A 23,790-nucleotide genomic window follows, 5' to 3' on the forward strand; every position below is an offset into this window, starting at 1 on the left:
CTGCCATGAAAACTACTTATTTCGCCAAACGCTTCTGGTGCTCGCTGGCTGCCTTAACGAAGCCGGCGAAGAGTGGATGACCGTCACGCGGCGTTGAGGTGAATTCCGGGTGGAACTGACACGCAACAAACCACGGATGGTTCGGGATCTCAATGATCTCGACCAGCTGATCGTCACCAGAACGCCCGGCAACGCGTAATCCGGCCGCTTCAATCTGCTTTAACAGCATATTGTTGACTTCATAGCGGTGGCGATGGCGCTCAACGATGGTGTCAGAGCCATACAGCTGGCGCACCAGGCTGTCCGGCGTCAGCTGACACTGCTGGCTGCCCAGGCGCATGGTGCCGCCCAGATCGCTCTTCTCAGAACGCACTTCAACGTTGCCCTCTTCGTCGCGCCATTCGGTGATCAGCGCCACGACCGGGTACTTACAGTCTGGCACAAATTCCGTTGAGTTCGCATCCGCCATACCGGCTACGTTACGCGCGAACTCCATCAGCGCGACCTGCATCCCCAGGCAGATGCCCAGGTAAGGAATATTGTTTTCACGCGCGTAGCGAGCGGTCATCAGCTTGCCTTCCACGCCACGGTAGCCGAAGCCGCCAGGGATCAGGATAGCATCCAAATCTTTCAGAATTTCTACGCCACGGCTTTCCACATCCTGCGAATCGATCAGCTTGATGTTGACCGTTACGCGGTTTTTCAGGCCGCCGTGCTTCAGCGCTTCAATCACCGACTTATAGGCATCCGGCAGCTCAACATATTTGCCGACCATGCCGATGGTGACTTCGCCGCCCGGATTGGCTTCTTCATAGATAACCTGTTCCCATTCGGCCAGGTTCGCTTCCGGCGCGTTCAGGTTGAAGCGCTTGCAGATATAGTCATCCAGGCCCTGCGATTTGAGCATACCCGGAATTTTATAGATAGAATCAACGTCTTTCAGCGAAATAACCGCTTTTTCCGGCACGTTACAGAACAGCGCGATTTTCGCCCGCTCGTTGGCCGGCACGGCGCGGTCTGAACGGCAGATCAGCACGTCAGGCTGGATGCCGATAGAGAGCAGCTCTTTCACCGAGTGCTGGGTTGGCTTGGTTTTGACTTCACCCGCCGCCGCCATATAAGGCACCAGCGTCAGGTGCATGTACATGGTGTGCTCACGGCCAACGTCAACCGCCATCTGGCGGATCGCTTCAAGGAACGGCAGGGATTCGATGTCGCCGACGGTGCCGCCGATTTCCACCAGTACCACGTCGTGACCTTCGCCACCTTCGATGATGCGTTCTTTAATGGCGTTGGTAATGTGCGGGATCACCTGAATGGTCGCGCCCAGATAGTCGCCGCGACGCTCTTTGCGCAGCACTTCCGAGTAGATACGGCCAGTGGTGAAGTTGTTGCGGCGGCTCATTTTGGTGCGAATGAAGCGCTCATAGTGGCCCAGATCGAGATCCGTTTCCGCACCGTCATCGGTGACGAAGACTTCGCCGTGCTGAGTAGGGCTCATGGTACCCGGATCCACGTTGATATACGGGTCCAGCTTCATGATGGTCACATTAAGACCACGTGCTTCAAGAATGGCGGCCAGGGAGGCTGCGGCAATGCCTTTACCCAGAGAGGATACGACCCCGCCGGTCACAAAAATATAGTTCGTTGTCATGCTGAACCTGAGAAAGTAGGTTTAAAGACGATGGAATAACCAGGACGGGAAAACAGTATACGGGATTCCCCTGCATGCCACAATTAATCGTTTCCGGTTATGTGCCAGCCATCGTATTGACCGTCACGAGAGTACCCGATTCTCTGCGTGCTGAATTTGATTGCGATCACACTTTTGTTGAATCGAGTCAGCGAGTTATTCGCCACGAGGGAATAATCCGACCGCTGCCAGGATACCAAAGCGAAAAAAACAAAAGGGGCGCGCTGGCCCGCCGCGAAAGACGGGCTAACGGACGGGAGAAACAGATTTTCCCTTTTCAGGCCCTGCTATTCCTTCGCCTTCACCTGCTGCCAGGCGGCCTCCATTTGCTCCAGCGTGGCCTCCTGCATTGGCAATCCCTGTGCGGCGATAATTTCTTCTACCTGACGGAAGCGACGCTCGAATTTATCGTTGGCTTTTTGCAGCGCCGTTTCCGCTTTGCTGCCCAGATGGCGCGAGAGATTTACCGTGGCAAACAGCAGATCGCCAATCTCCTCTTCCAGCTTTTGCTGGTCGATGACCGCCTGTTTGGCTTCGTGCATCACTTCATCAATTTCTTCGTAAACTTTGTCCAGCACCGGGCCAAGCGTATGCCAGTCAAAGCCGACGTTGCTGCAACGCTTCTGGATTTTGTGCGCGCGCATCAGCGCGGGCAGCGCGCGAGGAATATCGTCCAGCGCCGAGTGCTGCGCTTTACCGGCACGTTCCTGCGTTTTAATCGCTTCCCAGTTCACCAGCACCTCTTTGCTGTCGCGAACCTGCGCATCGCCAAAGATATGCGGATGGCGACGCTCCAGCTTGTCGCTGATGGTCTGGCAAACGGCATTAAAGTCAAAGCGCCCTTCTTCCTGCGCCATCTGCGCATAGAACACCACCTGAAACAGCAGATCGCCCAGCTCGCCCTGCAGGTCGTCAAAATCTTCGCGGCTGATGGCGTCCAGCACTTCATAGGTTTCTTCAAGGGTGTAAGGCGCGATGCTGGCAAAGGTCTGCTCACGATCCCACGGGCAGCCAGCTAGCGGATCGCGCAGGGTTTTCATGATGCCCAGCAGGCGATCGATAGCGTTCATAACGGAGTCCATTTGTAAGGAAGAAAAAAACGACTATACGGCATGGCAAGGCAAAATTCATGCAGGGAAAGGAATAAAGCTTCGGTCATCAGCAGGCCAGCGCGCTATCCCCTGACAGGGATAAACGCGGCCGGCGCGCAAAACGGCAACCAGGCAGCAGGCTTGCAGGGTCGTCGCCTAAGCAGGCCTGTCCGGGCAGGGGGAAGGCATTAATGCAGCCTTCTGGCGTCAATGATATCCGGCACCTGGTTCAGCCTGGCCAGCACGCGGCCCAGCACCTGCTGATTGTAAATTTCGATATCCATATCGATAGTCGCCAGCTGCTTTTTGGTATCGCTCCTGCTGGAGACGCCCAGCACGTTGACCTTCTCGTTGGCGAGGATGGTCGTGATGTCGCGCAGCAGGCCGCTGCGATCGTTGGCGGTGACGCGCACCACCAGCGAGTAGCCGCTGGAGTAGCTTTCGCCCCACACCGCATCGACAATTCTTTCCGGCGCGTGCGACATCAGCTCGGTCAGCTGATCGCAGTCGGCGCGGTGGATAGAGATGCCGCGTCCCTGGGTGATAAAGCCGGTGATATCGTCGCCGGGGATCGGCTGGCAGCAGCGGGCGATATGGTGCATCAGGTTGCCGACGCCCTCGACCACCACGCGGCCGCTCTCCTTGCTGCGCGGCACGGAGGATTTCAGCGTCAGCTGGCGCAGCGCCTCGCGATCTTCTTCTTCCGCGCTCGGCTTGTTCAGCTTCGATTGCAGGAAGTTGCTCATCTGGTTCAGACGAATATCGCCGCCGCCGATAGCGGCCAGCAGCTCGTCCAGCGAGTTGACGTTATAGCGCGGCAGCAGCAGCTTTTCCGCCTCTTTCAGGCTGATATCCAGGTGATCCAGCTCGTTATCGAGGATCTGCTTGCCCGCGACGATATTTTTATCGCGATCCTGCTTACGGAACCAGGCGTGAATTTTTGATCGCCCACGGCTGGTGGTGACGTAGCCCAGGTTGGGATTCAGCCAGTCGCGGCTTGGGTTCGGCTGCTTTTGGGTGATGATGTCGATTTGATCGCCCATCTGCAGCTGATAGGTAAAGGGCACGATGCGGCCGCCGATTTTCGCGCCGATGCAGCGGTGGCCGATATCGCTGTGGATATGGTAAGCAAAGTCCAGCGGCGTGGAGCCGGCGGGCAGATCCACCACGTCGCCTTTAGGCGTAAACACATAGACGCGATCGTCAAAGACCTGGCTACGCACCTCGTCCAGCATTTCGCCGGAGTCCGCCATCTCTTCCTGCCAGGCAATCAGCTTACGCAGCCAGGCGATACGCTCTTCGTGCCCCGACGCGCCGCGCGCGCTGCCGGTCGTGCCGCCCTCTTTGTACTTCCAGTGTGCGGCCACGCCCAGCTCGGCGTCTTCATGCATCTGCCGCGTGCGGATCTGGATCTCAACGGTTTTGCCCTTCGGCCCCAGCACCACGGTATGAATCGACTGATAGCCGTTCGGTTTGGGATTGGCGACGTAGTCGTCAAATTCGCTGGGCAGGTGGCGATAAAGCGTATGCACTATCCCCAATGCGCCGTAGCAGTCCTGCAAACGTTCGGCGACGATACGCACGGCGCGCACGTCAAACAGCTCGTCGAACGCCAGCGATTTTTTCTGCATCTTGCGCCAGATGCTGTAGATATGTTTCGGGCGGCCGTACACTTCCGCTTTGACGCCCTGCCTGACGATCTCGTCACGCAGCGACTGCACGAAAGTGTCGATATACTGCTCGCGGTCGATGCGGCGCTCGTGCAGCAGTTTGGCGATGCGTTTGTATTCATCCGGGTGCAGATAGCGGAAGCAGAAATCCTCCAGCTCCCATTTCAGCTGGCCTATCCCTAAACGGTTAGCAAGCGGCGCATAGATATTGGTGCACTCTTTGGCAGCAAGCACGCGCTCGTCTTCCGGCGCGTCCTTCACCTCGCGCAGATGGGCGATACGCTCGGCCAGCTTGATTACCACGCAGCGGAAATCTTCCACCATCGCCAGCAGCATGCGCCTGACGTTATCGACCTGCTCCGAAGCCATAGAGTCGTTGTGGGTCGCTTTCAGCTGGCGGATGGCGTCCATATCCCGTACGCCGTGCACCAGCGAGACGATGGCTTTGCCGTACTTTTCTTCCAGCACCTCTTCGGACACCACGCCCGCGTCCGCCAGAGGAAAAAGCAGCGCGGCGCGCAGGCTTTCGCTGTCCATGCTGAGCATGGAGAGGATCTCCACCATTTCGACGCCGCGCCAGAGCAGGAGCGCCGCATCGGGATGATGGCGGGTGGTTTCTTCGCAATAGCGCCAGGTATCAGCCAGTCGTTCGCATGACTGGGGATTCGCGATCCCCAAACTGGTGATCCACTGGTCGAGCGCAAACTCACCGGCCGTATTCAGATGTGCACTTCTTACCGCAACCATATCCTCTCCAAACCTCCTTCCGGGAAGCTATTTTCGGCTGAATAACACCATGGATTCGACGTGCCCGGTATGCGGAAACATATCAAGCAGGGTAATCCTTTCTGGTCGATAGCCGGCAGCCAGGAAAATCTGGCTGTCCCGGGCAAGTGTAGTCGGATTACAGGAAACATAGACCACGCTTTCCGGCGCAAGTTTAATAATGTGAGGGATCGCTTCTGCCGCGCCAGCGCGGGCCGGATCCAGCAGTACCTTATTAAAACCTTCCGCCGCCCAGGGCTGCGCCGTCACTTCTTCTTCCAGGTTATGCTGATAAAATGCAATGTTATTCAGATTATTCAGGCCCGCATTATACGCACCCTTTGCCACTAATGCTGCAACCCCCTCCACACCGGTGACATTTTCCACCCGCTTTCCTGAAGGAAGCGTAAAGTTTCCCATGCCGCAGAACAGATCCAGCAGGCGGTCGGTGGGCTGCAAATCCAGCCACGCCATCGCCTGAGCCACCATCTGCTGATTCAGCTCGCCGTTGACCTGAATAAAGTCGCGCGGGCTGAACGTCAGCGTCAGGCCGTCGAGCTGATAGAACGGCATCTCGCCAGCAATCTGCTCCAGCGTTTCGCTGTCCGGCGCCAGAAAAAGCGCGACCTGCTGGCTATGCGAAAACCGTTCCAGTTTCTCTCTGTCCGCCGCGCTGAGCGGATCGAGATGGCGCAGCACCAGCAGCGGGCCGTTGTCCGCCAGTACCAGCTCGGCATGGCCCAGCCTTCTTACGGCCTGCAGGCTGCTTAGTACCTGGTGCAACGGCTGCAGCAGTGCATCAAGTTCGGGCTTCAAAACGGGGCATTGCGTAATGGCGACCAGCTCGCTGGAGGCGGCCTGGCGAAAGCCCATTTGCAGCGTCTGGCTGCGCGCATGATAGTGCAGACCCAGACGAGCGCGGCGGCGGTAGCCGTACGCGCTGCCGGCGATAATATTCTCCACCGCCACCGGCTCGCCAATTTGCTGGCTCAGCAGGCGCGACAGCGCTTTGGCCTTGCTGCGCTGCTGTAGCTCGGGCGAAGCGTGCTGCTGCTGGCAGCCGCCGCAGCGGCCAAAGTAAGGACAGGCTGGCGCAACCCGTTCCGGGCTGGTCGACAGAAGGCGCTTCGTCCTGGCCCGCGCCCAGCTGCGTTTCTCTTCCACGATTTCTACTTCCGCCTGCTCGCCGGGCAGCGCACCGCTGACAAACAGCGTTTTGCCATGATGGTGCGCCACGCCCTGGCCGGAGCCGTCAAGGTCAGTAACCGTCACGGTCATGATCTGGCGGGTCGTCACGCGCCGTTTTGCAGAGTAGAATTGCGCCATTACTTTTGTCTCGACAGTGGTTAAACCCGCGTAGCCTACACCAGCATCAGGATTAATTCGACTGGCGACGGCGCCACAGGATAATTATGACCAAATACAGCCTGCGGGCACGAATGATGATCTTGATTCTGGCGCCTACGCTGATGATTGGGCTGCTGCTGAGCACGTTTTTTATCGTGCATCGCTATAACGAACTGCAGCGCCAGCTGGTGGATGCCGGCATCAATATTATCGAACCGCTGGCGGTTTCCAGCGAATACGGCATGACGTTCCACAGCAAAGAGGCGGTGCGGCAGCTGGTCAGCCTGCTCCACCGTCGCCATTCCGATATCGTGCGCGCCATTACCGTTTTCGACGCGCAGAATCAGCTTTTTGTCACGTCCAACTATCACGCCAGCGCCGACAAGCTGCGTCTGCCGGCAGACGCGACCTTCTCTACCCCCTTCAGCTATCAGCGGCTGGGCAATTCGGTCATTCTGCGCACGCCCATTTTATCGGAAAGCTATTATCCCGATGAGTCGCCGGTCGAGGACGCCAAACCCAACGGCAATCCGCTGGGCTATGTCGCCATTGAACTGGATCTGCAGTCGGTGCGGCTGCAGCAGTATAAAGAAGTTTTTGTTTCCACCCTGCTGCTGCTGCTCTGCCTTTGCCTGGCCATGCTGTTCGCCTATCGTCTGATGCGCGACGTCACCGGCCCGATCCGCGATATGGTCAATACCGTCGATCGTATTCGACGCGGCCAGCTGGACAGCCGCGTCACGGGCCATATGCTCGGCGAGCTGGATATGCTGAAAAACGGCATTAATTCAATGGCGATGTCGCTGACCGCCTATCACGAAGAGATGCAGCAAAATATCGATCAGGCGACGTCCGATCTGCGCGAAACCCTGGAACAGATGGAGATCCAGAACGTCGAGCTGGATCTGGCTAAAAAACGTGCCCAGGAGGCCGCGCGAATTAAGTCGGAGTTCCTGGCGAATATGTCGCACGAGCTGCGCACGCCGCTTAACGGCGTAATTGGCTTTACCCGCCAGACGCTGAAAACGCCGCTGAATATTACGCAGCGCGACTATCTGCATACCATTGAGCGTTCGGCCAACAACCTGCTGAGCATCATTAACGACGTGCTGGATTTCTCCAAGCTGGAGGCGGGCAAGCTGGTGCTGGAAACCATCCCGTTCCCGCTGCGCGCCACCCTGGATGAAGTCGTCGTCCTGCTGGCGCCGTCCGCACATGAAAAAGGGCTGGAGCTGACGCTGAGCATTCAGTCCGACGTGCCCGACAACACTATCGGCGATCCGCTACGCCTACAGCAAATCATCGTCAACCTGTTGGGCAATGCGATTAAGTTTACCGAACACGGCAACATCGATATCTGCATTGAGAAGCGCTCCCAGAGCAACAACCGCGTTGACCTTGAGGTGCAGATCCACGATACCGGCATCGGCATCGCTGAAAAGCAGCAGTCGCAGCTGTTCCAGGCTTTCCGCCAGGCCGACGCCAGCATTTCCCGACGCCATGGCGGCACCGGCCTGGGGCTGGTGATTACGCAAAAGCTGGTTAACGAAATGGGCGGCGAGATCTCTTTTCATAGCCGGTTGAATCAGGGCTCCACCTTCTGGTTTCACGTCAATCTGGCGCTGAACCCGAATGCCGCTCAGGATCCGCGCGCCGTAGCCTGTCTGGAAGGCAAAACGCTGGCTTATATAGAGGCGAATCCGGCCGCCGCGCAGGCCACGCTGGCGCTGCTGGCCAGCACGCCGTTGGCCGTCAGCTATAGCCCAACGCTTGCCGGGCTGCCGCAGGCGCATTACGACACGCTGCTGATTGGTTTGCCGGTCAGCCAGGAACCTTCGCGGCAGCTGCCCTGGCAGGCACTGCCCGCGCTTGAGCGTGCGGATAATGTGATTATGGCTCTGCCCTGCCAGATGCAGACCTGGGCGGAAGAGCTGAAAGATAAAGGCGTCAGTGCCTGCCTGCTGAAGCCGGTTTCGCTGTCGCGGCTGCTGCCGGTGCTGCTCGATCACCATACCCGCGAAGAAAACGATCTGCCCCGCCGCCACAAGCTGCCGCTGACGGTGATGGCCGTCGATGACAATCCGGCGAACCTGAAGCTGATCGGCGCTCTGCTGGAGGAACAGGTTGAACGGGTGGTGCTGTGCGACAGCGCGATGATGGCGATCCAGCAGGCGAAAACCCAGCCGCTGGACGTTATCCTGATGGATATTCAGATGCCGGAAATTGACGGCATTCGTGCCAGCGAGCTGATCCGCGAGCTGCCTGCGCACGCCTCCACGCCAATTGTCGCCGTGACGGCGCATACGCTGGATGGCGAAAGAGCGCAGCTGATTAAGGCGGGCATGAACGATTATCTGGCCAAGCCTATCGACGAGGCCAGGCTGGAAAACCTGCTGCTGCGCTATGCGCCGCACAAAGCGCAGCCTCTTGCCGCGCCGGGCGCGCTTTCTGCCTCTCTGGACTGGGATCTGGCGCTGCGTCAGGCGGCCAACAAGCCCGATCTGGCGCGCGATCTGCTGCAAATGCTGGTGGATTTCCTGCCTGAAGTGCAGAAACAGGTTGAAAGCCATATGGCGGAAGGCGACGTCGGGGCGCTGCGCGATATCATTCATAAACTGCACGGCAGCGCCAGCTACAGCGGCGTTCCCCGCATGAAGCAGCTGTGTCAGCAGCTGGAGCAAAGCCTGCGCGGCGGCATGCCCGTTGAAGACGTCGAGCCGGAGCTGTTTGAACTACTGGACGAGATGCAAAACGTCGCCCGGCTGGCGCAGGAAAAGCTGACGAGGGTAGCGGGCAAGGGACGCTGAGGCCAGGCGTCGCGCCAGCAAGGAAAACACAACGGCCCGGCCTGAGAGAAAACCAGCGGAGCAGCAGGCCGATGCAAAAGGCTTGTTGCTACAGAAGCCCTGTTTGCTCTCAGACTGTACCGGGCGCGCTTGCCCATCCGGCCACGGCAAACAAAACGGAGTGAACGAGTCAGGAAAGTTTCTGGCCAATCGCCAGCGCGGCGGCGATGTTCCGTGCCGTCATGCGCACGTTATCCGCCGCATTTTCCAGCGCGTCGTCCAGCGTACAAATGCTGTAAATAACGCTGAATACCGCATCCAGACCGTGCTGATGCACGACCGCGACATCTTTGGTCAGGCTGCCCGCGATGCCGATAACCGGCTTGTTATAGCGCTTGGCGACTTTCGCTACTCCGATCGGCACTTTGCCGTGAATGGTCTGGCTGTCAATGCGCCCTTCGCCGGTGATCACCAGCGTGGCGTCCCGCACCAGCTCGTCCAGCCCCAGCGCCTCGGTCACGATTTCAATGCCGCGCCGCAGTTCCGCGCCGCAAAAAGCGTGCAGCGCCACGCCCATCCCGCCTGCCGCGCCGCCGCCGGGGATCGACAGCACGTCGATATCCAGATCCCGCCGGATAATCCGGGCATAGTGCGCCAGCGCGTTATCCAGCTGTTCCACCAGCTCCGGCGTAGCCCCTTTCTGCGGGCCGAACACGGCGGAAGCGCCCTCTTCGCCCAGCAGCGGATTGGTGACGTCGCAGGCAACCTCAAAACGGCAGTTTTTGATCCGCGCATCCAGTTCGCTGATGTCTATCGTCGCCAGATCGTTAAGCCTGCCGCCGCCTAAACCGATTTGTCTGCCCTGGCTGTCGAGCAGTTTTGCGCCCAGCGCCTGCACCATACCCGCGCCGCCGTCATTGGTTGCGCTGCCGCCGATGCCGATAATAAAACGCTGTACGCCCTTATCCAGCGCGCTGCGGATCAGTTCGCCGGTGCCAAAGGAGGTGGTGATCAGCGGATCGCGCCGCGCCGCAGGCACCAGTTCCAGCCCGCTGGCCGCCGCCATTTCGATATAGGCGCAGCTGTCGTCACCGGAAAGACCGTAAAAGGCGTCAACCTCTTCGCCCAGCGGGCCGGTGACGCGCAGGCGTACGGTTTTGCCGCCCGTCGCCGCCACCATCGCCTCGACCGTGCCTTCGCCGCCGTCCGCGACGGGCAGTTTGACATACTGAGCTTCGGGAAATATTTCCCTGAATCCCTGCTCGATTTGCGTGGCGACCTGCTGAGCCGACAGGCTTTCTTTATACGAATCCGGTGCGATTACTATTTTCATACGTTAATCCGTGCGCGGGGCCGGGAAGGTTCCGGCCTGGATCAGCAGGCCGGACCACGGGACTATTTGATTTCGACTTTCGCCAGTTTTTCGTAATAGCAGGCCAGCGCGCTGTGATCGGCCGTGCCCAGCCCGTCAGCTTTCAGCGCCTGCATCATTTCCATTACCGCCGCCGTGAGCGGCAGCTGCGCGCCTACGCCGTGCGACGTATCCAGGGCGTTAGCCAGATCTTTAATATGCAGATCGATACGAAAACCCGGCTTGAAGTTGCGGTTCATCACCATTGGCGCTTTGGCATCCAGCACCGTGCTGCCCGCCAGGCCGCCGCGTATCGCCTGGTAGACCAGATCCGGGTTGACGCCCGCTTTGGTCGCCAGCGTCAGCGCTTCCGCCATTGCCGCGATATTCAACGCAACAATCACCTGGTTAGCCAGCTTGGTCACGTTGCCCGCGCCAATCTCGCCGGTGTGAACCACCGAGCCTGCCATCGCTTTCATAATATCGTAGCACTTATCGAACAGCTCTTTGTCGCCGCCGACCATCACCGAAAGCGTGCCGTCGATGGCTTTAGGTTCGCCGCCGCTGACCGGCGCATCCAGCAGCGCGACGCTTTTTTTCGCCAGCGCTTCATGAATTTCACGGCTCGCCAGCGGCGCGATGGAGCTCATATCGATCACGATAGTGCCCGCCTTCGCGCCTTCGATTACGCCACCTTCGCCCAGCAGCACTTCTTTCACGTGCGGCGAGTTGGGCAGCATGGTGATAATCACGTCGCTCTGCTCCGCCACCGCTTTTGCCGAATCGCCGGACGTCGCGCCCAGCGCAACCAGCTCCGCCACGCTTTCCGCATTGTGATCGCGCACCACCAGCGAGTAGCCGGCCTTAATTAAGTTTTTGCTCATGGGCTTGCCCATGATACCCAGACCTATAAATCCGATTTTCATCTTTGTCTCCTGAACAGTGGGTTATTTTTTAAAGCGATCGCACAGGGCCTGCGTGGCGCCACGGAATACGCCTAAATCGCTGCCTACCGCAACAAAACCGGCGCCCCATTCCAGATAGCGGCGGGCATCGGCCTCCACCGGGGCCAGAATGCCGCTCGGCTTGCCGGCCGCTTTGGCGCGCTCAAAGATATATTTGATCACCTTCAGCACTTCCGGATGGGCGGGCTGCCCCAGGTAGCCCAGCGCGGCCGAGAGATCGCCCGGCCCGACGAAAATGCCGTCCACGCCTTCTACCGCCGCGATAGCGTCAATGTTATCCACGCCCTGCTGCGTTTCGATCTGCACCAGCACGGTGATGTTGTCGTTGATGATGGTGTTGTACTGCGGCACGGTGCCGTACATATTGCTGCGGTGCGAAACCGATACGCCGCGAATGCCCATCGGCGGATAGCGGGTGGAGGCCACCGCGCGCACCGCTTCCTCTTCCGTTTCGACAAACGGGATCAGGAAGTTGGAAAAACCGATATCCAGCAGGCGCTTGATGATGACCGGCTCGTTGGTCGGCGGCCGCACCACCGGCGCGCTGACGCTGCCCTTCAGCGCCATCAGCTGCGGAATAAAAGTGGTGATGTCGTTCGGCGCATGTTCGCCATCCAGCACCAGCCAGTCGAAGCCTGCCAGTCCTAACACTTCCGTGGTCAGCGGGTTAGCCAGCGCGCACCAGCTGCCGATTAAGGTTTCGCCTGCCAGCAGGCGCTGACGAAAGCTGTTCGGCGTATTTACGTAGCTCATCGGTTTCTCCAGAAATTGGGTTAGCGCACCAGGCATGGGCGTTTGTTATCAAACGTCCAGTCCGGCACCAGGAATTGCATAGCCTGCGCGTCGTCGCGCGCGCCCAGACCGTGTTTCAGGTAAAGCTCGTGCGCTTTCATAACGCGATCCATATCCAGCTCTACGCCCAGGCCCGGCCTGTCCGGCACCTGTACCATGCCGCCCTTGATTTGCAAAGGCTGCTGCGTCAGGCGCTGGTTGCCTTCCTGCCAGATCCAGTGGGTATCGATAGCGGTGATTTTGCCGGGTGCCGCCGCCGCAACGTGGGTAAACATCGCCAGCGAAACGTCAAAATGGTTATTGGAGTGGGAGCCCCAGGTCAGGCCGAAGTCATGACACATCTGCGCAACGCGTACGGAACCCTGCATCGTCCAGAAGTGCGGATCCGCCAGCGGAATGTCGACGGACTGCAAAGAGAGCGTGTGCCCCATCTGACGCCAGTCGGTGGCAATCATATTGGTGGCCGTTGGCATGCCCGTCGCGCGACGGAACTCGGCCATCACTTCGCGACCGGAATAGCCCTGCTCCGCGCCGCAAGGATCTTCGGCGTAGGCCAGCACGTCTTTCAGCTGCTTGCCCAGCTCGATCGCTTCGTTGAGCGACCAGGCGCCGTTAGGATCGAGCGTAATGCGCGCCTCGGGAAAACGCTTCGCCAGCGCGGTCACCGCTTCGGCCTCTTCGCTCCCGGCCAGCACGCCGCCTTTCAGTTTGAAATCGTTGAAGCCATATTTTTCATAGGCGGCTTCCGCCAGGCGCACCACGGTTTCAGGCGTCAGCGCCTCTTCATGACGCAGGCGATACCAGTCGCAGCTGTCGTCCGGCTGGCTCTGATAAGGCAGCGAGGTTTTTCGGCGATCGCCGACGTAAAAGAGATAGCCCAGCATTTCCACGCGATCGCGCTGCTGCCCATCGCCCAGCAGGGAGGCAACGTTGACGCCAAGGTGCTGGCCCAGCAGGTCCAGCAGCGCCGCTTCGATGCCGGTCACCACGTGGATAGTGGTACGCAAATCGAAAGTCTGGTTGCCGCGCCCGCTCGCATCGCGATCGGCAAAGGTGTTGCGCACGTGGCTCAGCAGATTTTTATATTCGCCAATGCCGTGGCCGACCAGCAGCGCCGCCGCTTCTTCCAGCGTCTTGCGAATTTTTTCGCCGCCGGGAATTTCACCGACGCCCGTGTGGCCGGAATTATCTTTAATGATAACGATATTACGGGTAAAGAATGGCGCGTGGGCGCCGCTGAGGTTCAGCAACATGCTGTCGTGACCGGCGACCGGGATGACCTGCATTTCTGTGATCAGTGGAGTAGCCTGACTCATAACGTATTCCTTCTGTAAGGTTCAGCGCCCAAAGGCCGGGCGTTTGCGATCGAATGTCCAGCCGGGGATCAGGTATTGCATGGCGGCGGCATCATTGCGCGCGCCGCCGGGCAGCGTTTTATAAAGCGCGTGGGCTTTTTCAATTTGCGCCCAGTCCAGCTCAATGCCCAGCCCCGGCGCGTCCGGCACGGCGATCTTGCCGTTGCGGATCTGCAAAGGTTCTTTGGTCAGGCGCTGATCGCCTTCCTGCCAGATCCAGTGGGTATCAATGGCCGTCGGCTTGCCCGGCGCGGCGGCGCCCACGTGCGTAAACATCGCCAGCGAAATATCGAAGTGGTTATTGGAATGGCAGCCCCAGGTCAGCCCCCAGTCGTCGCACAGCTGGGCGACACGCACCGCACCGCTCAGCGTCCAGAAGTGCGGATCGGCCAGCGGAATATCGACGGCGTTCAGCATTACGGCATGGTTCATTTCCCGCCAGTTAGTGGCGATCATATTGGTGGCAACCGGCAGGCCGGTCGCGCGGCGGAATTCCGCCATTACCTCACGGCCCGAAAAGCCCTGCTCCGCGCCGCACGGATCTTCCGCATAGGTCAGAATGCCCTGCATGTCTTTACACAGCGCGATAGCTTCATCAAGCAGCCAGGCACCGTTGGGATCGACGGTGATGCGCGCTTCGGGAAAACGTTTTTTCATCGCTTTCACCGCGTCGATCTCCTGCTCGCCCGGCAGCACGCCGCCTTTGAGCTTGAAATCCTTGAAGCCATATTTATCCTGCGCGGCTTCCGCCAGCCGCACCACGGCCTCGCTGTCCATCGCCTTCTGATGACGCAGGCGATACCAGTCGTGCGGGGCGTTCTCGCCGTTCAGGTAAGGAAGATCGGTTTTTTCCCGGTCGCCGATATAGAACAGATACCCCAGCACCGTCACTTCATCACGCTGTTTGCCCGGCCCCAGCAGTTCCGCGACCGGTACGTTCAGGCACTGTCCCAGCAGATCCAGCAGCGCCGCTTCCAGCGCGGCCACCGCGTTGACGCGCAGTTCAAACGTCCACGCGCCTTTGCCGAAGTTATCAAAATCCGCCGACTGGTTGCCCCGATGCACCTCCTGCACCAGCCGGTTCATCCTGGCGACTTCCCGCCCTTTGACCTGGGGGACGGCATCCAGCAGCGTCTGGTAAATCGTCTCGCCGCCCGGCGCTTCTCCCACGCCGGTGTGTCCGGCGCTGTCGGTCAGCACCACGATATTGCGGGTAAAGTAAGCGCCGTGCGCGCCGCCGATATTCAGCAACATGCTGTCGTATCCCGCTACCGGGATCACTTTCATATCGGTGATCGTCGGGCTGCTTTGCGTCGTCATAACTCGTCCTTACAAAGGTTTCAGTTCAATACGCTTGATATCGCGTACCAGCACCAGGTAGCTCATTACCGCGACAAACGCATGAATACAAACGTAAATCAGCGCGCCGTTATAGGAGCCGGTCGTGGCGATGATGTAACCGATCACCACCGGCGTGACGATGCCGGAAATGTTGCCGAACATATTGAACAGCCCGCCGCTAAGCCCGCTGATCTCTTTCGGCGCGGTATCCGCCATCACCGCCCAGCCCAGCGCGCCAATCCCTTTGCCGAAGAAAGCCAGCGCCATAAAGAACACCACCACCCATTCCGTATCGACGTAGTTACAGACCACCATGGTGATAGAAAGCAGCATGCCGAGAACGATTGGGGTTTTACGGGCGATATTCAGCGAGCCGGTTTTACGCATCAGCCAGTCGGAAATAATGCCGCCCAGCACGCCGCCCAGGAAACCGCAGATGGCCGGAATCGACGCCACCATGCCGGCCTTCAGAATGGACATGCCGCGCGCCTGCACCAGATAAACCGGGAACCAGGTGATAAAGAAGTAGGTTAAGGCGTTAATGCAGTACTGACCCAGGTAGATACCTATCATCATTCTTGAGGTAATCAGCTGCTTTATCTGCGCTTTTTTCTCCGCCCAGCTGACCTTACGCTCGGCTTTTTTCATATCCATATTAATCAGCGCGCCGCCCTGCTCCATATATTCCAGCTCGGCTTTATTGACGCCCGGATGGTCGTTCGGATCGTGGATCACTTTGAGCCAGATAAAGCTGATGATGATGCCCAGCCCGCCCATAAACCAGAACACGTGCGCCCAGCCGACTTCGGAGGTAAGCCAGCCCATGATCGGCGCGAAGATCACCGTGGCGAAGTACTGCGCCGAGTTAAAAATAGCGACGGCGGTGCCGCGTTCCTGCGCGGGGAACCAGGCGGCGACGATGCGGCTGTTGCCGGGAAAAGAAGGCGCTTCCGCCAGGCCGACCATAAACCTGAGCATAAACAGCGTGACGATAATGCTGAAGCCGCTGAGCAGATCGACAAAGCCCTGCAACAGCGTGAACAGCGACCACAGGAAGATGCTCCAGAAATAGACGCGCTTTGAGCCGAACCGGTCCAGCAGCCAGCCGCCGGGGATCTGCCCTATTACGTAAGCCCATGAGAAAGCGGAGAAGATATAGCCCAGCCCGACCGGATCCAGCCCGATGTCTTTCGACATTGCCGAACCGGCGATAGCGATAGTGGCGCGGTCGCCATAATTAAATGAGGTGACGATAAATAGCATCACCACTATCCAGTAGCGAGCATTAGTTCTTTTTTGCACGGTGCTCGCAGCACTGCTGATTGAATCCATGATGCACTCCTGAAATATAGCGGTCAGGCAAACTCACTCTGGACTGCATACACATCGCGTTGGGTATCAGAATGATGTCAGGTTAAACACAGCGATTAAGTGGCAGAATAATCACAACGTTCAAAGCTCTCGTCCCGTTTGTTAAAAAGTATAGGGAGGCCACTCAGGTAAAGCACCGGTAAAAAGCACTATTAAAACGGGAAAAACCCAGAGATGTTCTTGCATATGCCCAATTCGTTGCGGAGTGGCTCACGGAAATAGCGGGTTCTGCGGGCGCGGTCACGTTCCCTTTTTCTTTGTGAGCCTCCTCACTGTCGCCTGTACTCTTGCCTGAAAATACGCTGATTGTTACCGCGCCATGTCGGACATTTGCATAATGTTTTCGGCCTGAAGCCTCTCTATACTGTCCAACAGCAGAATAATTCCACCCGAAAACGCTTCTCACCCACCTTTAAAATAAAGAACGTGCCGATTCATTTATCTCAGGACTTGTCGAGCAATGAACATTTCCAGAAACGATCTTCCCCTTTATATAAAGGTGCATGAAAACGATAACGTCGCCATTGTTGTAAATAATAATGGATTAAAGGCTGGTACGACTTTTTCATGCGGACTGGTACTAAAAGAACATATTCCCCAGGGACATAAAGTTGCATTAAATGATATTGCGCAAGGCGGCGATATTATTCGCTATGGCGAAGTGATTGGTTATGCGGTGCGCAATATTCCTCGCGGCGGCTGGATTGACGAGTCGCTGGTGGTGTTGCCGGAAGCGCCGGATCTCGCCAGCCTGCCGCTGGCCAACAATGTGCCGCCCGCCCTGCCGCCGCTTGAAGGCTACACCTTTGAAGGCTATCGCAACGCCGACCGCAGCGTGGGCACGCGTAACCTGCTGGGGATTACCACCAGCGTGCATTGCGTGGCGGGCGTGGTCGATTACGTGGTGCAAATCATTGAGCGTGAATTGCTGCCAAAATATCCTAACGTCGATGGCGTGGTGGCGCTGAATCACCTTTACGGCTGCGGCGTGGCGATCAACGCGCCGGCCGCCGTAGTGCCGATCCGTACCATTCACAACCTGGCGCTGAACGCCAACTTCGGCGGCGAAGTAATGATTGTCGGCCTGGGCTGTGAGAAACTTCAACCCGAGCGCCTGCTGGAAGGCACGCCCGACGTACAGGCGATTTCGCTGGATGATAATGACGTGGTGCGCCTACAGGATGAGAAGCATGTTGGCTTTGAATCTATGGTTGCCGATATTTTGCAGGTTGCCGAACGCCATCTGCAACGCCTGAACCAGCGCCAGCGTGAAACGGTACCGGCAGCGGAACTGATCGTCGGTATGCAGTGCGGCGGCAGCGATGCCTTTTCCGGCGTAACCGCCAACCCGGCGGTAGGTTTCGCTTCCGATCTGCTGGTGCGCTGCGGCGCGACGGTGATGTTCTCCGAGGTGACCGAAGTGCGCGATGCGGTGCATCTGCTGACACCGCGCGTGGCGACACAAGAAGTCGGCCAGCGGCTGCTGGAAGAGATGGCCTGGTACGATGACTATCTGAATATGGGCAAAACCGATCGCAGCGCTAACCCTTCGCCCGGCAACAAGAAAGGCGGGCTGGCGAACGTGGTGGAGAAGGCGCTGGGTTCTATCGCCAAATCGGGCCGCAGCGCTATCGTTGAGGTGCTGTCGCCAGGCCAGCGCCCCACCAAACGCGGCCTGATCTATGCCGCCACACCCGCCAGTGATTTCGTCTGCGGCACGCAGCAGATGGCTTCCGGCATTACTTTGCAGGTGTTTACTACAGGACGCGGCACGCCTTACGGCCTGGCGGCTATCCCCGTAATCAAAATGGCGACGCGCAACGCGCTGGCGGAAAGATGGCATGACTTAATGGATATCAATGCGGGGACGATTGCGACGGGCGAGGAAACCATAGAACAGGTAGGCTGGCGGCTGTTTGAGCTGATCCTGGATATCGCCAGCGGCCGGAAACAAACCTGGTCCGACCGCTGGGGGATCCGTAACTCGCTGGCGGTATTCAATCCGGCACCGGTTACCTGATGCTGCGGGCCTTCCCTTTAAGGCGAAGGCCCGGCTATTAATCCAGCTGCTTCAGCCAGGCTTCAACCCACGGCGAAGAAAGCGTTTCAGGCTCCGGATAGTCGTTAGCATCGATCAGCAGTACATCGCCGACCCGCTTCGCCGAGTGCTCCTGCAACAACGCATCGAACTTTTTCCCCGCGCCGCAGAAATCATCGTAGTTGCTGTCGCCCAGCGCAATCACGCCGTAGCGCAGAGTGGGCTGATGGCCCAGCTTGTCTTTGATAGCATAAAACAGCGGCGTGATGCTGTCCGGCAGATCGCCCTGAGCCGTGGTCGAGGTGATCACCAATGCCACGCCGTCGGCGTAACGCTGCCACTGTTCAAGCGTGGGATCTTCAAAAATTTCCACCTGATGACCGGCATCCGTCAATAAAGGCTCCGCCTCTTCCGCCACCAGCAGCGCGTTACCGTAAACCGTCCCTACAAAAATGCCTATTTGCGCCATGCTTATCTCCTCGTTGCCTGGTCTGAACCGCTATCCTGCAGGCAAGATGCCGCAAACTCAACCCTGGGAAGATTGGGGAGAGCGTCTTCCCAGCCAAACTGCGCCATCATTCCCTGCCAGACCGAGTCCAGACCCGCGCGCAGCAGCAAAGGCTCGCCCGTTACCGGATGCGTCAGCCGCAGTTCGCTGGCGTGCAGCATCAGCCGCGTCATGCCGAAGTGCTGTGCCGCGCTGCGATTCTGCCGCAGATCGCCGTGCGCGCTGTCGCCGATAATCGGATGGCGCAGATGGGTCATATGCCGACGCAGCTGGTGCTTGCGGCCCGTCTGCGGCTTCAGCTCCATCAGCGTATAGCGCGAGGTATCGTACCGGCTGACCGGCACCGGCAGCTCCGCTTTATCCAGCGCGCGCCAGTGGGTCACGGCAGGCTGCGGTTCCTTATTCTGCTCGCTGAACCTGTCAGCGATCTTATCCAGCTCTTCAGTTAATGCGTAATCCAGCGTTTCTTCGCCATCCAGCCAGCCTCTGACCACGGCATGATAGGTTTTTTGCAGCTGGTGCTGCTCAAACTGCTGCGAAAGCAGGCGGGCGACCTCGCTGGATAAGCCCATCAACAGCACGCCCGACGTGGGGCGATCGAGCCGATGAACGGTAAATACGTGCTGGCCTATCTGATCGCGCACGGTTTGCATCACGAAAACGCTTTCATGCCTGTCGAGCCAGCTGCGGTGCACCAGCCAGCCTGAGGGTTTATTCACCGCGACCAGCCACTCGTCCTGATAAAGGATCTCCAGCATCAGGCGTCGTGCTCGAACAGTTGATCAAGCTGGTTCAGCATGTGCAGCAGATTGGCGCGGCCCGGAATAGCACCTTCCAGCGCCACTTCATAATAAGGGGCGATAGCCAGCTTTACCGGCAAAGCAGACTGCGCATCCAGCAGCGCCTGCATACGCGGCAGGAAAACCCACTGTAGCCACTGGATCGGCATCATGGTATCTACGCAAAAAGGCTCGGTGCTTTCAAACGCCTCGGCGTTTGGCGCGCAGTTTTGCCACAGCCCGGCGTCATGTAAGGCCTGCTCAATAGCCTGCAGGCGATTGCGGATTTCAAGTTCCCGGCTCATCTAAGCTCTCCTGGTCAGTTTTAAAGGGTCGCAAGCATAGCATTACCGCCGACAACGGGATAAGTATGGACGAAAAAAAGGGAGCACTGTAAAAACAGTGCTCCCGGTTCGTTCGCAGCAATCCAGCTACTTTTAGTGCTCCCTGCTCATCCCTGATAACTTTGTCCTGCAGTTTTCCCTACACTTTCACCGTCAATGGCGATGTCCCTGAGCATCCTGGCTTACCGCTCTCCGGCAGTACGTTTCTCCTTCCCGGAGGTGTCCCTTTTTCTCACTCCTGAGATATCTTGTGCAGATCTGAAGTCCTTAACAGGTGCTTTCAGTCTGCCGACCGGCTTGTTCCTTAAGCCACCATCCCTTGCGACAGGATCAAGTTTGCCTTAATGAACCTGACAAACAATAGGCTGAAAACTTTTTTTTGACCCCGGCAGGTTTTTTTACGAAAAGCGTTATAACAACTTTATGATTTGCTTTGCTTTTACCGGAGAAAACACCTTTTTTTCTTAAGATATAAAAGCGATCTCTTACAGACTCTGTAAGAGATCTCTCACAAGATAAATGACGCTTTACCTTAAGGGATCAATAATCGGTAAAGAAACAAGGAATTGCTCCAGGTTCGCGGCCAGTACCGTCTGCTTTTTAGTACCCAGCTTTTCCAGAATCACTTCCCCGCTCAAATTACATACGGAAATGATTTCCAGCTCGGATGGTGTGGTAGCAATAAAAAACGTAGGCGAATGTTTAAGACGGCGCTTCATAACCAGATGGCCGATCAAGTTTTCCTGCATACGCTCGAAATCGTCTTCGCTCCATATTTGCAGCAGCGTGCAGGGCTGGCCGTTGACCAGCGTCTTCATATCGCCTGCAAACTGCGAGGTGTACCAGGCAACGACGGCAGGCTGAATTTGTAAATCGAGCGCGCGCTCTACGTTTTCCAGGTTTTTGGCGAGGGTAAAGGGCTGCGGTAGCCACCAGACCTCATCGCCAACGGTTTGCTGCACGCAGGGCGAGGGAACGCCATACAGCTCGCTGCTGGCGGGCGGATGACCGCATTCGCTGACCCACCGGTCGCAATAGTTGCGGGTAAAATCAGCCAGGGCGCGGGAGGTTTCATCAATCATTCTTTTTTCACTCTCTGGTGCCTGAGTTACACTAAGGCTATACGTTTTTAGTTGCGTCGCCCGGGCCTTCCCGGCCGCAGACGATTGACCACTTCACCTGTCATATCAGGCTATAAGGTAATGCAATGTCTTCAGATACACATCAGGCGCTGAGCGGCCTGACGTTAGGAAAACCTACAGAGTACCACGACCAGTATCAGCCTTCTTTGCTCCAGGCGGTGCCAAGAAGCATGAACCGTGAGCCGCTGGGGCTTTATCCTGACAGTTTGCCCTTCCACGGCGCCGATATCTGGACGCTGTACGAACTCTCCTGGCTGAATGCCAAAGGCCTGCCGCAGGTGGCGATTGGCGAAGTCAGCCTGGATGCCCACAGCGTTAACCTGATCGAGTCCAAGAGCTTTAAGCTCTATCTTAACAGCTTTAATCAGACCCGCTTTGGTGACTGGGGCGAAGTCCGGGCGACGCTGGAGCGCGACCTCAGCGCCTGCGCGCAGGGCGAGGTCAGCGTTGCGCTGTTCCGGCTGCGGGAAATTGAAGGCCAGCCGATAGGCCACTTCAGCGGCCACTGCATTGACGAGCAGGATATTGAGATCGACAGCTATACCTTCAGCACCGACTATCTCCAGCAGGCCACGCAGCCGGAAGTAGTGGAAGAAAAACTGGTGAGCCATCTGCTGAAGTCCAATTGTCTGATCACCAACCAGCCGGACTGGGGTTCAGTGCAAATCAGCTATCGCGGCCCGCGTATCCAGCGTGAGGCGCTGCTGCGCTACCTGGTGTCGTTCCGGCACCATAACGAATTTCATGAGCAGTGCGTTGAGCGCATTTTCAATGATATCTTGCGCTTCTGCCAGCCGGAAAGCCTGAGCGTTTATGCCCGCTATACCCGTCGCGGCGGCCTGGATATCAATCCCTGGCGCAGCAACGGCGCATTTAAACCCGGCCTGTCCAGGCTGGTACGCCAGTAGCACTTTGCGTACCGTCGCGCATAAACGCACGATAACGTTGTTAACTGTTTGAGAAGAAGGCTAATCTGAAGCGGGCATCGGGTGCCCGGGAACATTTTTTCGCCGTCACGCTCGCCGTTTATCCGGCGGGCTTTTGATGGGGAGCGACCACCGCCCGGACGGGTGTAAAGGAGTTAATTTGATCACACATATCAGCCCATTAGGCTCCATGGATCTGTTGTCTCAACTGGAAGTCGATATGCTGAAGCGCACCGCCAGCAGCGACCTTTACCAACTCTTCCGCAACTGTTCCCTCGCCGTACTTAACTCCGGCAGCCAGACGGACAGCAGCCATGAACTGCTGTCGCGTTTTGAAAACTTTGACATCAACGTGCTGCGGCGCGAGCGCGGCGTCAAGCTGGAGCTGATTAATCCGCCGGAGGAAGCCTTTGTCGACGGTCGCATCATTCGCTCGCTACAGGCCAACCTGTTTGCCGTGCTGCGCGACATTCTGTTTGTAAATGGTCAGTTTGACAGCGGCTTTCAGCAGCAGGACGTGGATGACTCGGTGCGCATCACCAACCTGGTGTTTTCGCTGCTGCGTAACGCCAGGGCGCTGCACGTCGGCGAGCTGCCGAATACCGTGGTTTGCTGGGGCGGCCACTCGATCAACGCCGTGGAATATCAGTACTGCCGCAACGTCGGTTCGCAGCTGGGCCTGCGCGAGCTGAATATCTGTACCGGCTGCGGGCCGGGCGTCATGGAAGCGCCGATGAAAGGCGCCGCCGTGGGCCACGCGCAGCAGCGTTACAAAGAGAGCCGTTTTATCGGCCTGACCGAACCGTCGATCATTGCCGCCGAGCCGCCGAATCCGCTGGTCAACGAACTGATTATCATGCCGGACATTGAAAAACGTCTGGAAGCCTTTGTGCGTATCGCCCACGGCATCATTATTTTCCCGGGCGGCGTGGGTACGGCGGAAGAGCTGCTCTATCTGCTGGGCATCCTGATGAATCCGCAGAACCGCGATCAGGTGCTGCCGCTGATCCTCACCGGCCCGAAAGAGAGCGCCGATTACTTCCGCGTGCTGGATGAGTTTATCGTCAGCACGCTGGGCGAAGCCGCGCGTCAGCACTACACCATTATTATCGATGACGCGGCGGAAGTGGCGCGCCTGATGAAAAACGCTATGCCGAAGGTGAAAGAGCATCGGCGCGAGACGGGCGACGCCTATAGCTTTAACTGGTCAATCCGCATCGCGCCGAATTTGCAGGTGCCGTTTATGCCCACGCACGAAAATATGGCCAATCTTAATCTTTATCCCAATCAGCCTGCCGAACAGCTGGCGGCCTCGCTGCGCCGCGCGTTCTCCGGCATTGTGGCGGGCAACGTCAAGGAGCCTGGGATCAAAGCGATTAAGGAACAAGGCCCGTATAAGATACACGGCGATGCAGAAATCATGCGCCGCATGGACGATTTGTTACAGGGATTTGTTGCCCAGCACCGCATGAAGCTGCCGGGAACGGCCTACATCCCCTGCTACGAAATCATTAAGTAACCCTCAG

At 57.9% G+C, this 23,790-nt stretch carries 18 protein-coding genes; 4 read left to right on the forward strand and 14 right to left on the reverse strand.

Annotation, left to right across the window (positions count from 1 at the left end):
• Positions 1-16: 16 nt before the first annotated feature.
• The 4 genes from pyrG to rlmD all read right to left on the reverse strand — a co-directional run bounded on the left by pyrG (position 17) and on the right by rlmD (position 6,545).
• Positions 17-1,654 (reverse strand): glutamine hydrolyzing CTP synthase, encoded by a 1,638-nt coding sequence (gene pyrG / locus AB3U87_RS18695; protein ID WP_253458853.1) that lies wholly within the window; start codon positions 1,652-1,654, stop codon positions 17-19.
• Positions 1,655-1,980: 326 nt separating this feature from the next.
• Positions 1,981-2,763: a nucleoside triphosphate pyrophosphohydrolase gene (gene mazG, locus AB3U87_RS18700; RefSeq protein ID WP_253458850.1), complete on the reverse strand. Its 783-nt coding sequence runs from the start codon at positions 2,761-2,763 to the stop codon at positions 1,981-1,983.
• 209 nt (positions 2,764-2,972) lie between these two features.
• A complete protein-coding gene (relA, locus tag AB3U87_RS18705; protein ID WP_253458847.1) occupies positions 2,973-5,201 on the reverse strand; it encodes a GTP diphosphokinase in 2,229 nt (742 codons plus the stop codon).
• Positions 5,202-5,228: 27 nt separating this feature from the next.
• Entirely contained in the window at positions 5,229-6,545 is a 1,317-nt protein-coding gene (gene rlmD, locus AB3U87_RS18710) for a 23S rRNA (uracil(1939)-C(5))-methyltransferase RlmD (protein WP_301252640.1), read from the reverse strand.
• Positions 6,546-6,631: 86 nt separating this feature from the next.
• On the opposite strand from rlmD, the gene barA reads away from it, so the two are divergent.
• Positions 6,632-9,373, forward strand: coding sequence for a two-component sensor histidine kinase BarA (barA, locus tag AB3U87_RS18715; RefSeq protein ID WP_301252641.1), 2,742 nt, complete (start codon positions 6,632-6,634; stop codon positions 9,371-9,373).
• Between the two features lie 169 nt (positions 9,374-9,542).
• Here barA and AB3U87_RS18720 read toward each other — a convergent pair whose 3' ends face one another.
• The 6 genes from AB3U87_RS18720 to AB3U87_RS18745 form a co-directional block, all read right to left on the reverse strand.
• Positions 9,543-10,685, reverse strand: coding sequence for a glycerate kinase (locus tag AB3U87_RS18720; RefSeq protein ID WP_301730113.1), 1,143 nt, complete (start codon positions 10,683-10,685; stop codon positions 9,543-9,545).
• Between the two features lie 62 nt (positions 10,686-10,747).
• Positions 10,748-11,629 (reverse strand): 2-hydroxy-3-oxopropionate reductase, encoded by an 882-nt coding sequence (garR, locus tag AB3U87_RS18725; RefSeq protein WP_253458835.1) that lies wholly within the window; start codon positions 11,627-11,629, stop codon positions 10,748-10,750.
• A gap of 21 nt (positions 11,630-11,650) precedes the next feature.
• Complete coding sequence (garL, locus tag AB3U87_RS18730) at positions 11,651-12,421, reverse strand: 2-dehydro-3-deoxyglucarate aldolase (RefSeq protein ID WP_253458833.1); 771 nt, start codon at positions 12,419-12,421, stop codon at positions 11,651-11,653.
• A gap of 20 nt (positions 12,422-12,441) precedes the next feature.
• On the reverse strand, positions 12,442-13,776 hold the full coding sequence (gene gudD, locus AB3U87_RS18735) for a glucarate dehydratase (protein WP_301252642.1): 1,335 nt from the start codon (positions 13,774-13,776) through the stop codon (positions 12,442-12,444).
• A 21-nt stretch (positions 13,777-13,797) separates the two neighbouring features.
• A complete protein-coding gene (locus AB3U87_RS18740; RefSeq protein WP_253458827.1) occupies positions 13,798-15,135 on the reverse strand; it encodes a glucarate dehydratase family protein in 1,338 nt (445 codons plus the stop codon).
• A gap of 9 nt (positions 15,136-15,144) precedes the next feature.
• Positions 15,145-16,488: an MFS transporter gene (locus AB3U87_RS18745; RefSeq protein ID WP_253458824.1), complete on the reverse strand. Its 1,344-nt coding sequence runs from the start codon at positions 16,486-16,488 to the stop codon at positions 15,145-15,147.
• Positions 16,489-16,987: 499 nt separating this feature from the next.
• On the opposite strand from AB3U87_RS18745, the gene garD reads away from it, so the two are divergent.
• A complete protein-coding gene (gene garD / locus AB3U87_RS18750) occupies positions 16,988-18,547 on the forward strand; it encodes a galactarate dehydratase (RefSeq protein WP_394150077.1) in 1,560 nt (519 codons plus the stop codon).
• Positions 18,548-18,584: 37 nt separating this feature from the next.
• Here the strand turns inward: garD and AB3U87_RS18755 are convergent, their stop codons facing one another.
• The 4 genes from AB3U87_RS18755 to syd form a co-directional block, all read right to left on the reverse strand.
• The gene (locus AB3U87_RS18755) at positions 18,585-19,034 is read right to left on the reverse strand and encodes a flavodoxin (protein WP_301730103.1); all 450 of its coding nucleotides are present in this window, start codon (positions 19,032-19,034) and stop codon (positions 18,585-18,587) included.
• A gap of 2 nt (positions 19,035-19,036) precedes the next feature.
• On the reverse strand, positions 19,037-19,831 hold the full coding sequence (gene truC / locus AB3U87_RS18760; protein ID WP_253458817.1) for a tRNA pseudouridine(65) synthase TruC: 795 nt from the start codon (positions 19,829-19,831) through the stop codon (positions 19,037-19,039).
• Positions 19,831-20,157, reverse strand: a complete 327-nt coding sequence (locus tag AB3U87_RS18765) for a YqcC family protein (protein ID WP_253458816.1) — start codon at positions 20,155-20,157, stop codon at positions 19,831-19,833. Before AB3U87_RS18765 ends, truC begins: the two co-directional genes overlap by 1 nt.
• A gap of 566 nt (positions 20,158-20,723) precedes the next feature.
• Entirely contained in the window at positions 20,724-21,278 is a 555-nt protein-coding gene (syd, locus tag AB3U87_RS18770; RefSeq protein ID WP_253458814.1) for a SecY-interacting protein, read from the reverse strand.
• A 125-nt stretch (positions 21,279-21,403) separates the two neighbouring features.
• On the opposite strand from syd, the gene queF reads away from it, so the two are divergent.
• Positions 21,404-22,246 carry an NADPH-dependent 7-cyano-7-deazaguanine reductase QueF gene (queF, locus tag AB3U87_RS18775; protein ID WP_253458812.1) on the forward strand — a complete coding sequence of 281 codons (843 nt, stop codon included), beginning with the start codon at positions 21,404-21,406 and terminating at the stop codon, positions 22,244-22,246.
• A gap of 178 nt (positions 22,247-22,424) precedes the next feature.
• The gene (gene ppnN / locus AB3U87_RS18780) at positions 22,425-23,783 is read left to right on the forward strand and encodes a nucleotide 5'-monophosphate nucleosidase PpnN (RefSeq protein ID WP_253458809.1); all 1,359 of its coding nucleotides are present in this window, start codon (positions 22,425-22,427) and stop codon (positions 23,781-23,783) included.
• Positions 23,784-23,790 lie beyond the last annotated feature (7 nt).

Source organism: Erwinia plantamica (assembly GCF_043420595.1).
Classification (GTDB): Bacteria; Pseudomonadota; Gammaproteobacteria; order Enterobacterales; family Enterobacteriaceae; genus Erwinia; species Erwinia aeris.

Bases quoted from the DNA above. Each gene is read 5' to 3' on its own strand.
- pyrG (WP_253458853.1), bottom strand. From the start codon at position 1,654: ATGACAACGAACTATATTTTTGTGACCGGCGGGGTCGTATCCTCTCTG.
- mazG (WP_253458850.1), bottom strand. From the start codon at position 2,763: ATGAACGCTATCGATCGCCTGCTGGGCATCATGAAAACCCTGCGCGAT.
- relA (WP_253458847.1), bottom strand. From the start codon at position 5,201: ATGGTTGCGGTAAGAAGTGCACATCTGAATACGGCCGGTGAGTTTGCG.
- rlmD (WP_301252640.1), bottom strand. From the start codon at position 6,545: ATGGCGCAATTCTACTCTGCAAAACGGCGCGTGACGACCCGCCAGATC.
- barA (WP_301252641.1), top strand. From the start codon at position 6,632: ATGACCAAATACAGCCTGCGGGCACGAATGATGATCTTGATTCTGGCG.
- AB3U87_RS18720 (WP_301730113.1), bottom strand. From the start codon at position 10,685: ATGAAAATAGTAATCGCACCGGATTCGTATAAAGAAAGCCTGTCGGCT.
- garR (WP_253458835.1), bottom strand. From the start codon at position 11,629: ATGAAAATCGGATTTATAGGTCTGGGTATCATGGGCAAGCCCATGAGC.
- garL (WP_253458833.1), bottom strand. From the start codon at position 12,421: ATGAGCTACGTAAATACGCCGAACAGCTTTCGTCAGCGCCTGCTGGCA.
- gudD (WP_301252642.1), bottom strand. From the start codon at position 13,776: ATGAGTCAGGCTACTCCACTGATCACAGAAATGCAGGTCATCCCGGTC.
- AB3U87_RS18740 (WP_253458827.1), bottom strand. From the start codon at position 15,135: ATGACGACGCAAAGCAGCCCGACGATCACCGATATGAAAGTGATCCCG.
- AB3U87_RS18745 (WP_253458824.1), bottom strand. From the start codon at position 16,488: ATGGATTCAATCAGCAGTGCTGCGAGCACCGTGCAAAAAAGAACTAAT.
- garD (WP_394150077.1), top strand. From the start codon at position 16,988: ATGAACATTTCCAGAAACGATCTTCCCCTTTATATAAAGGTGCATGAA.
- AB3U87_RS18755 (WP_301730103.1), bottom strand. From the start codon at position 19,034: ATGGCGCAAATAGGCATTTTTGTAGGGACGGTTTACGGTAACGCGCTG.
- truC (WP_253458817.1), bottom strand. From the start codon at position 19,831: ATGCTGGAGATCCTTTATCAGGACGAGTGGCTGGTCGCGGTGAATAAA.
- AB3U87_RS18765 (WP_253458816.1), bottom strand. From the start codon at position 20,157: ATGAGCCGGGAACTTGAAATCCGCAATCGCCTGCAGGCTATTGAGCAG.
- syd (WP_253458814.1), bottom strand. From the start codon at position 21,278: ATGATTGATGAAACCTCCCGCGCCCTGGCTGATTTTACCCGCAACTAT.
- queF (WP_253458812.1), top strand. From the start codon at position 21,404: ATGTCTTCAGATACACATCAGGCGCTGAGCGGCCTGACGTTAGGAAAA.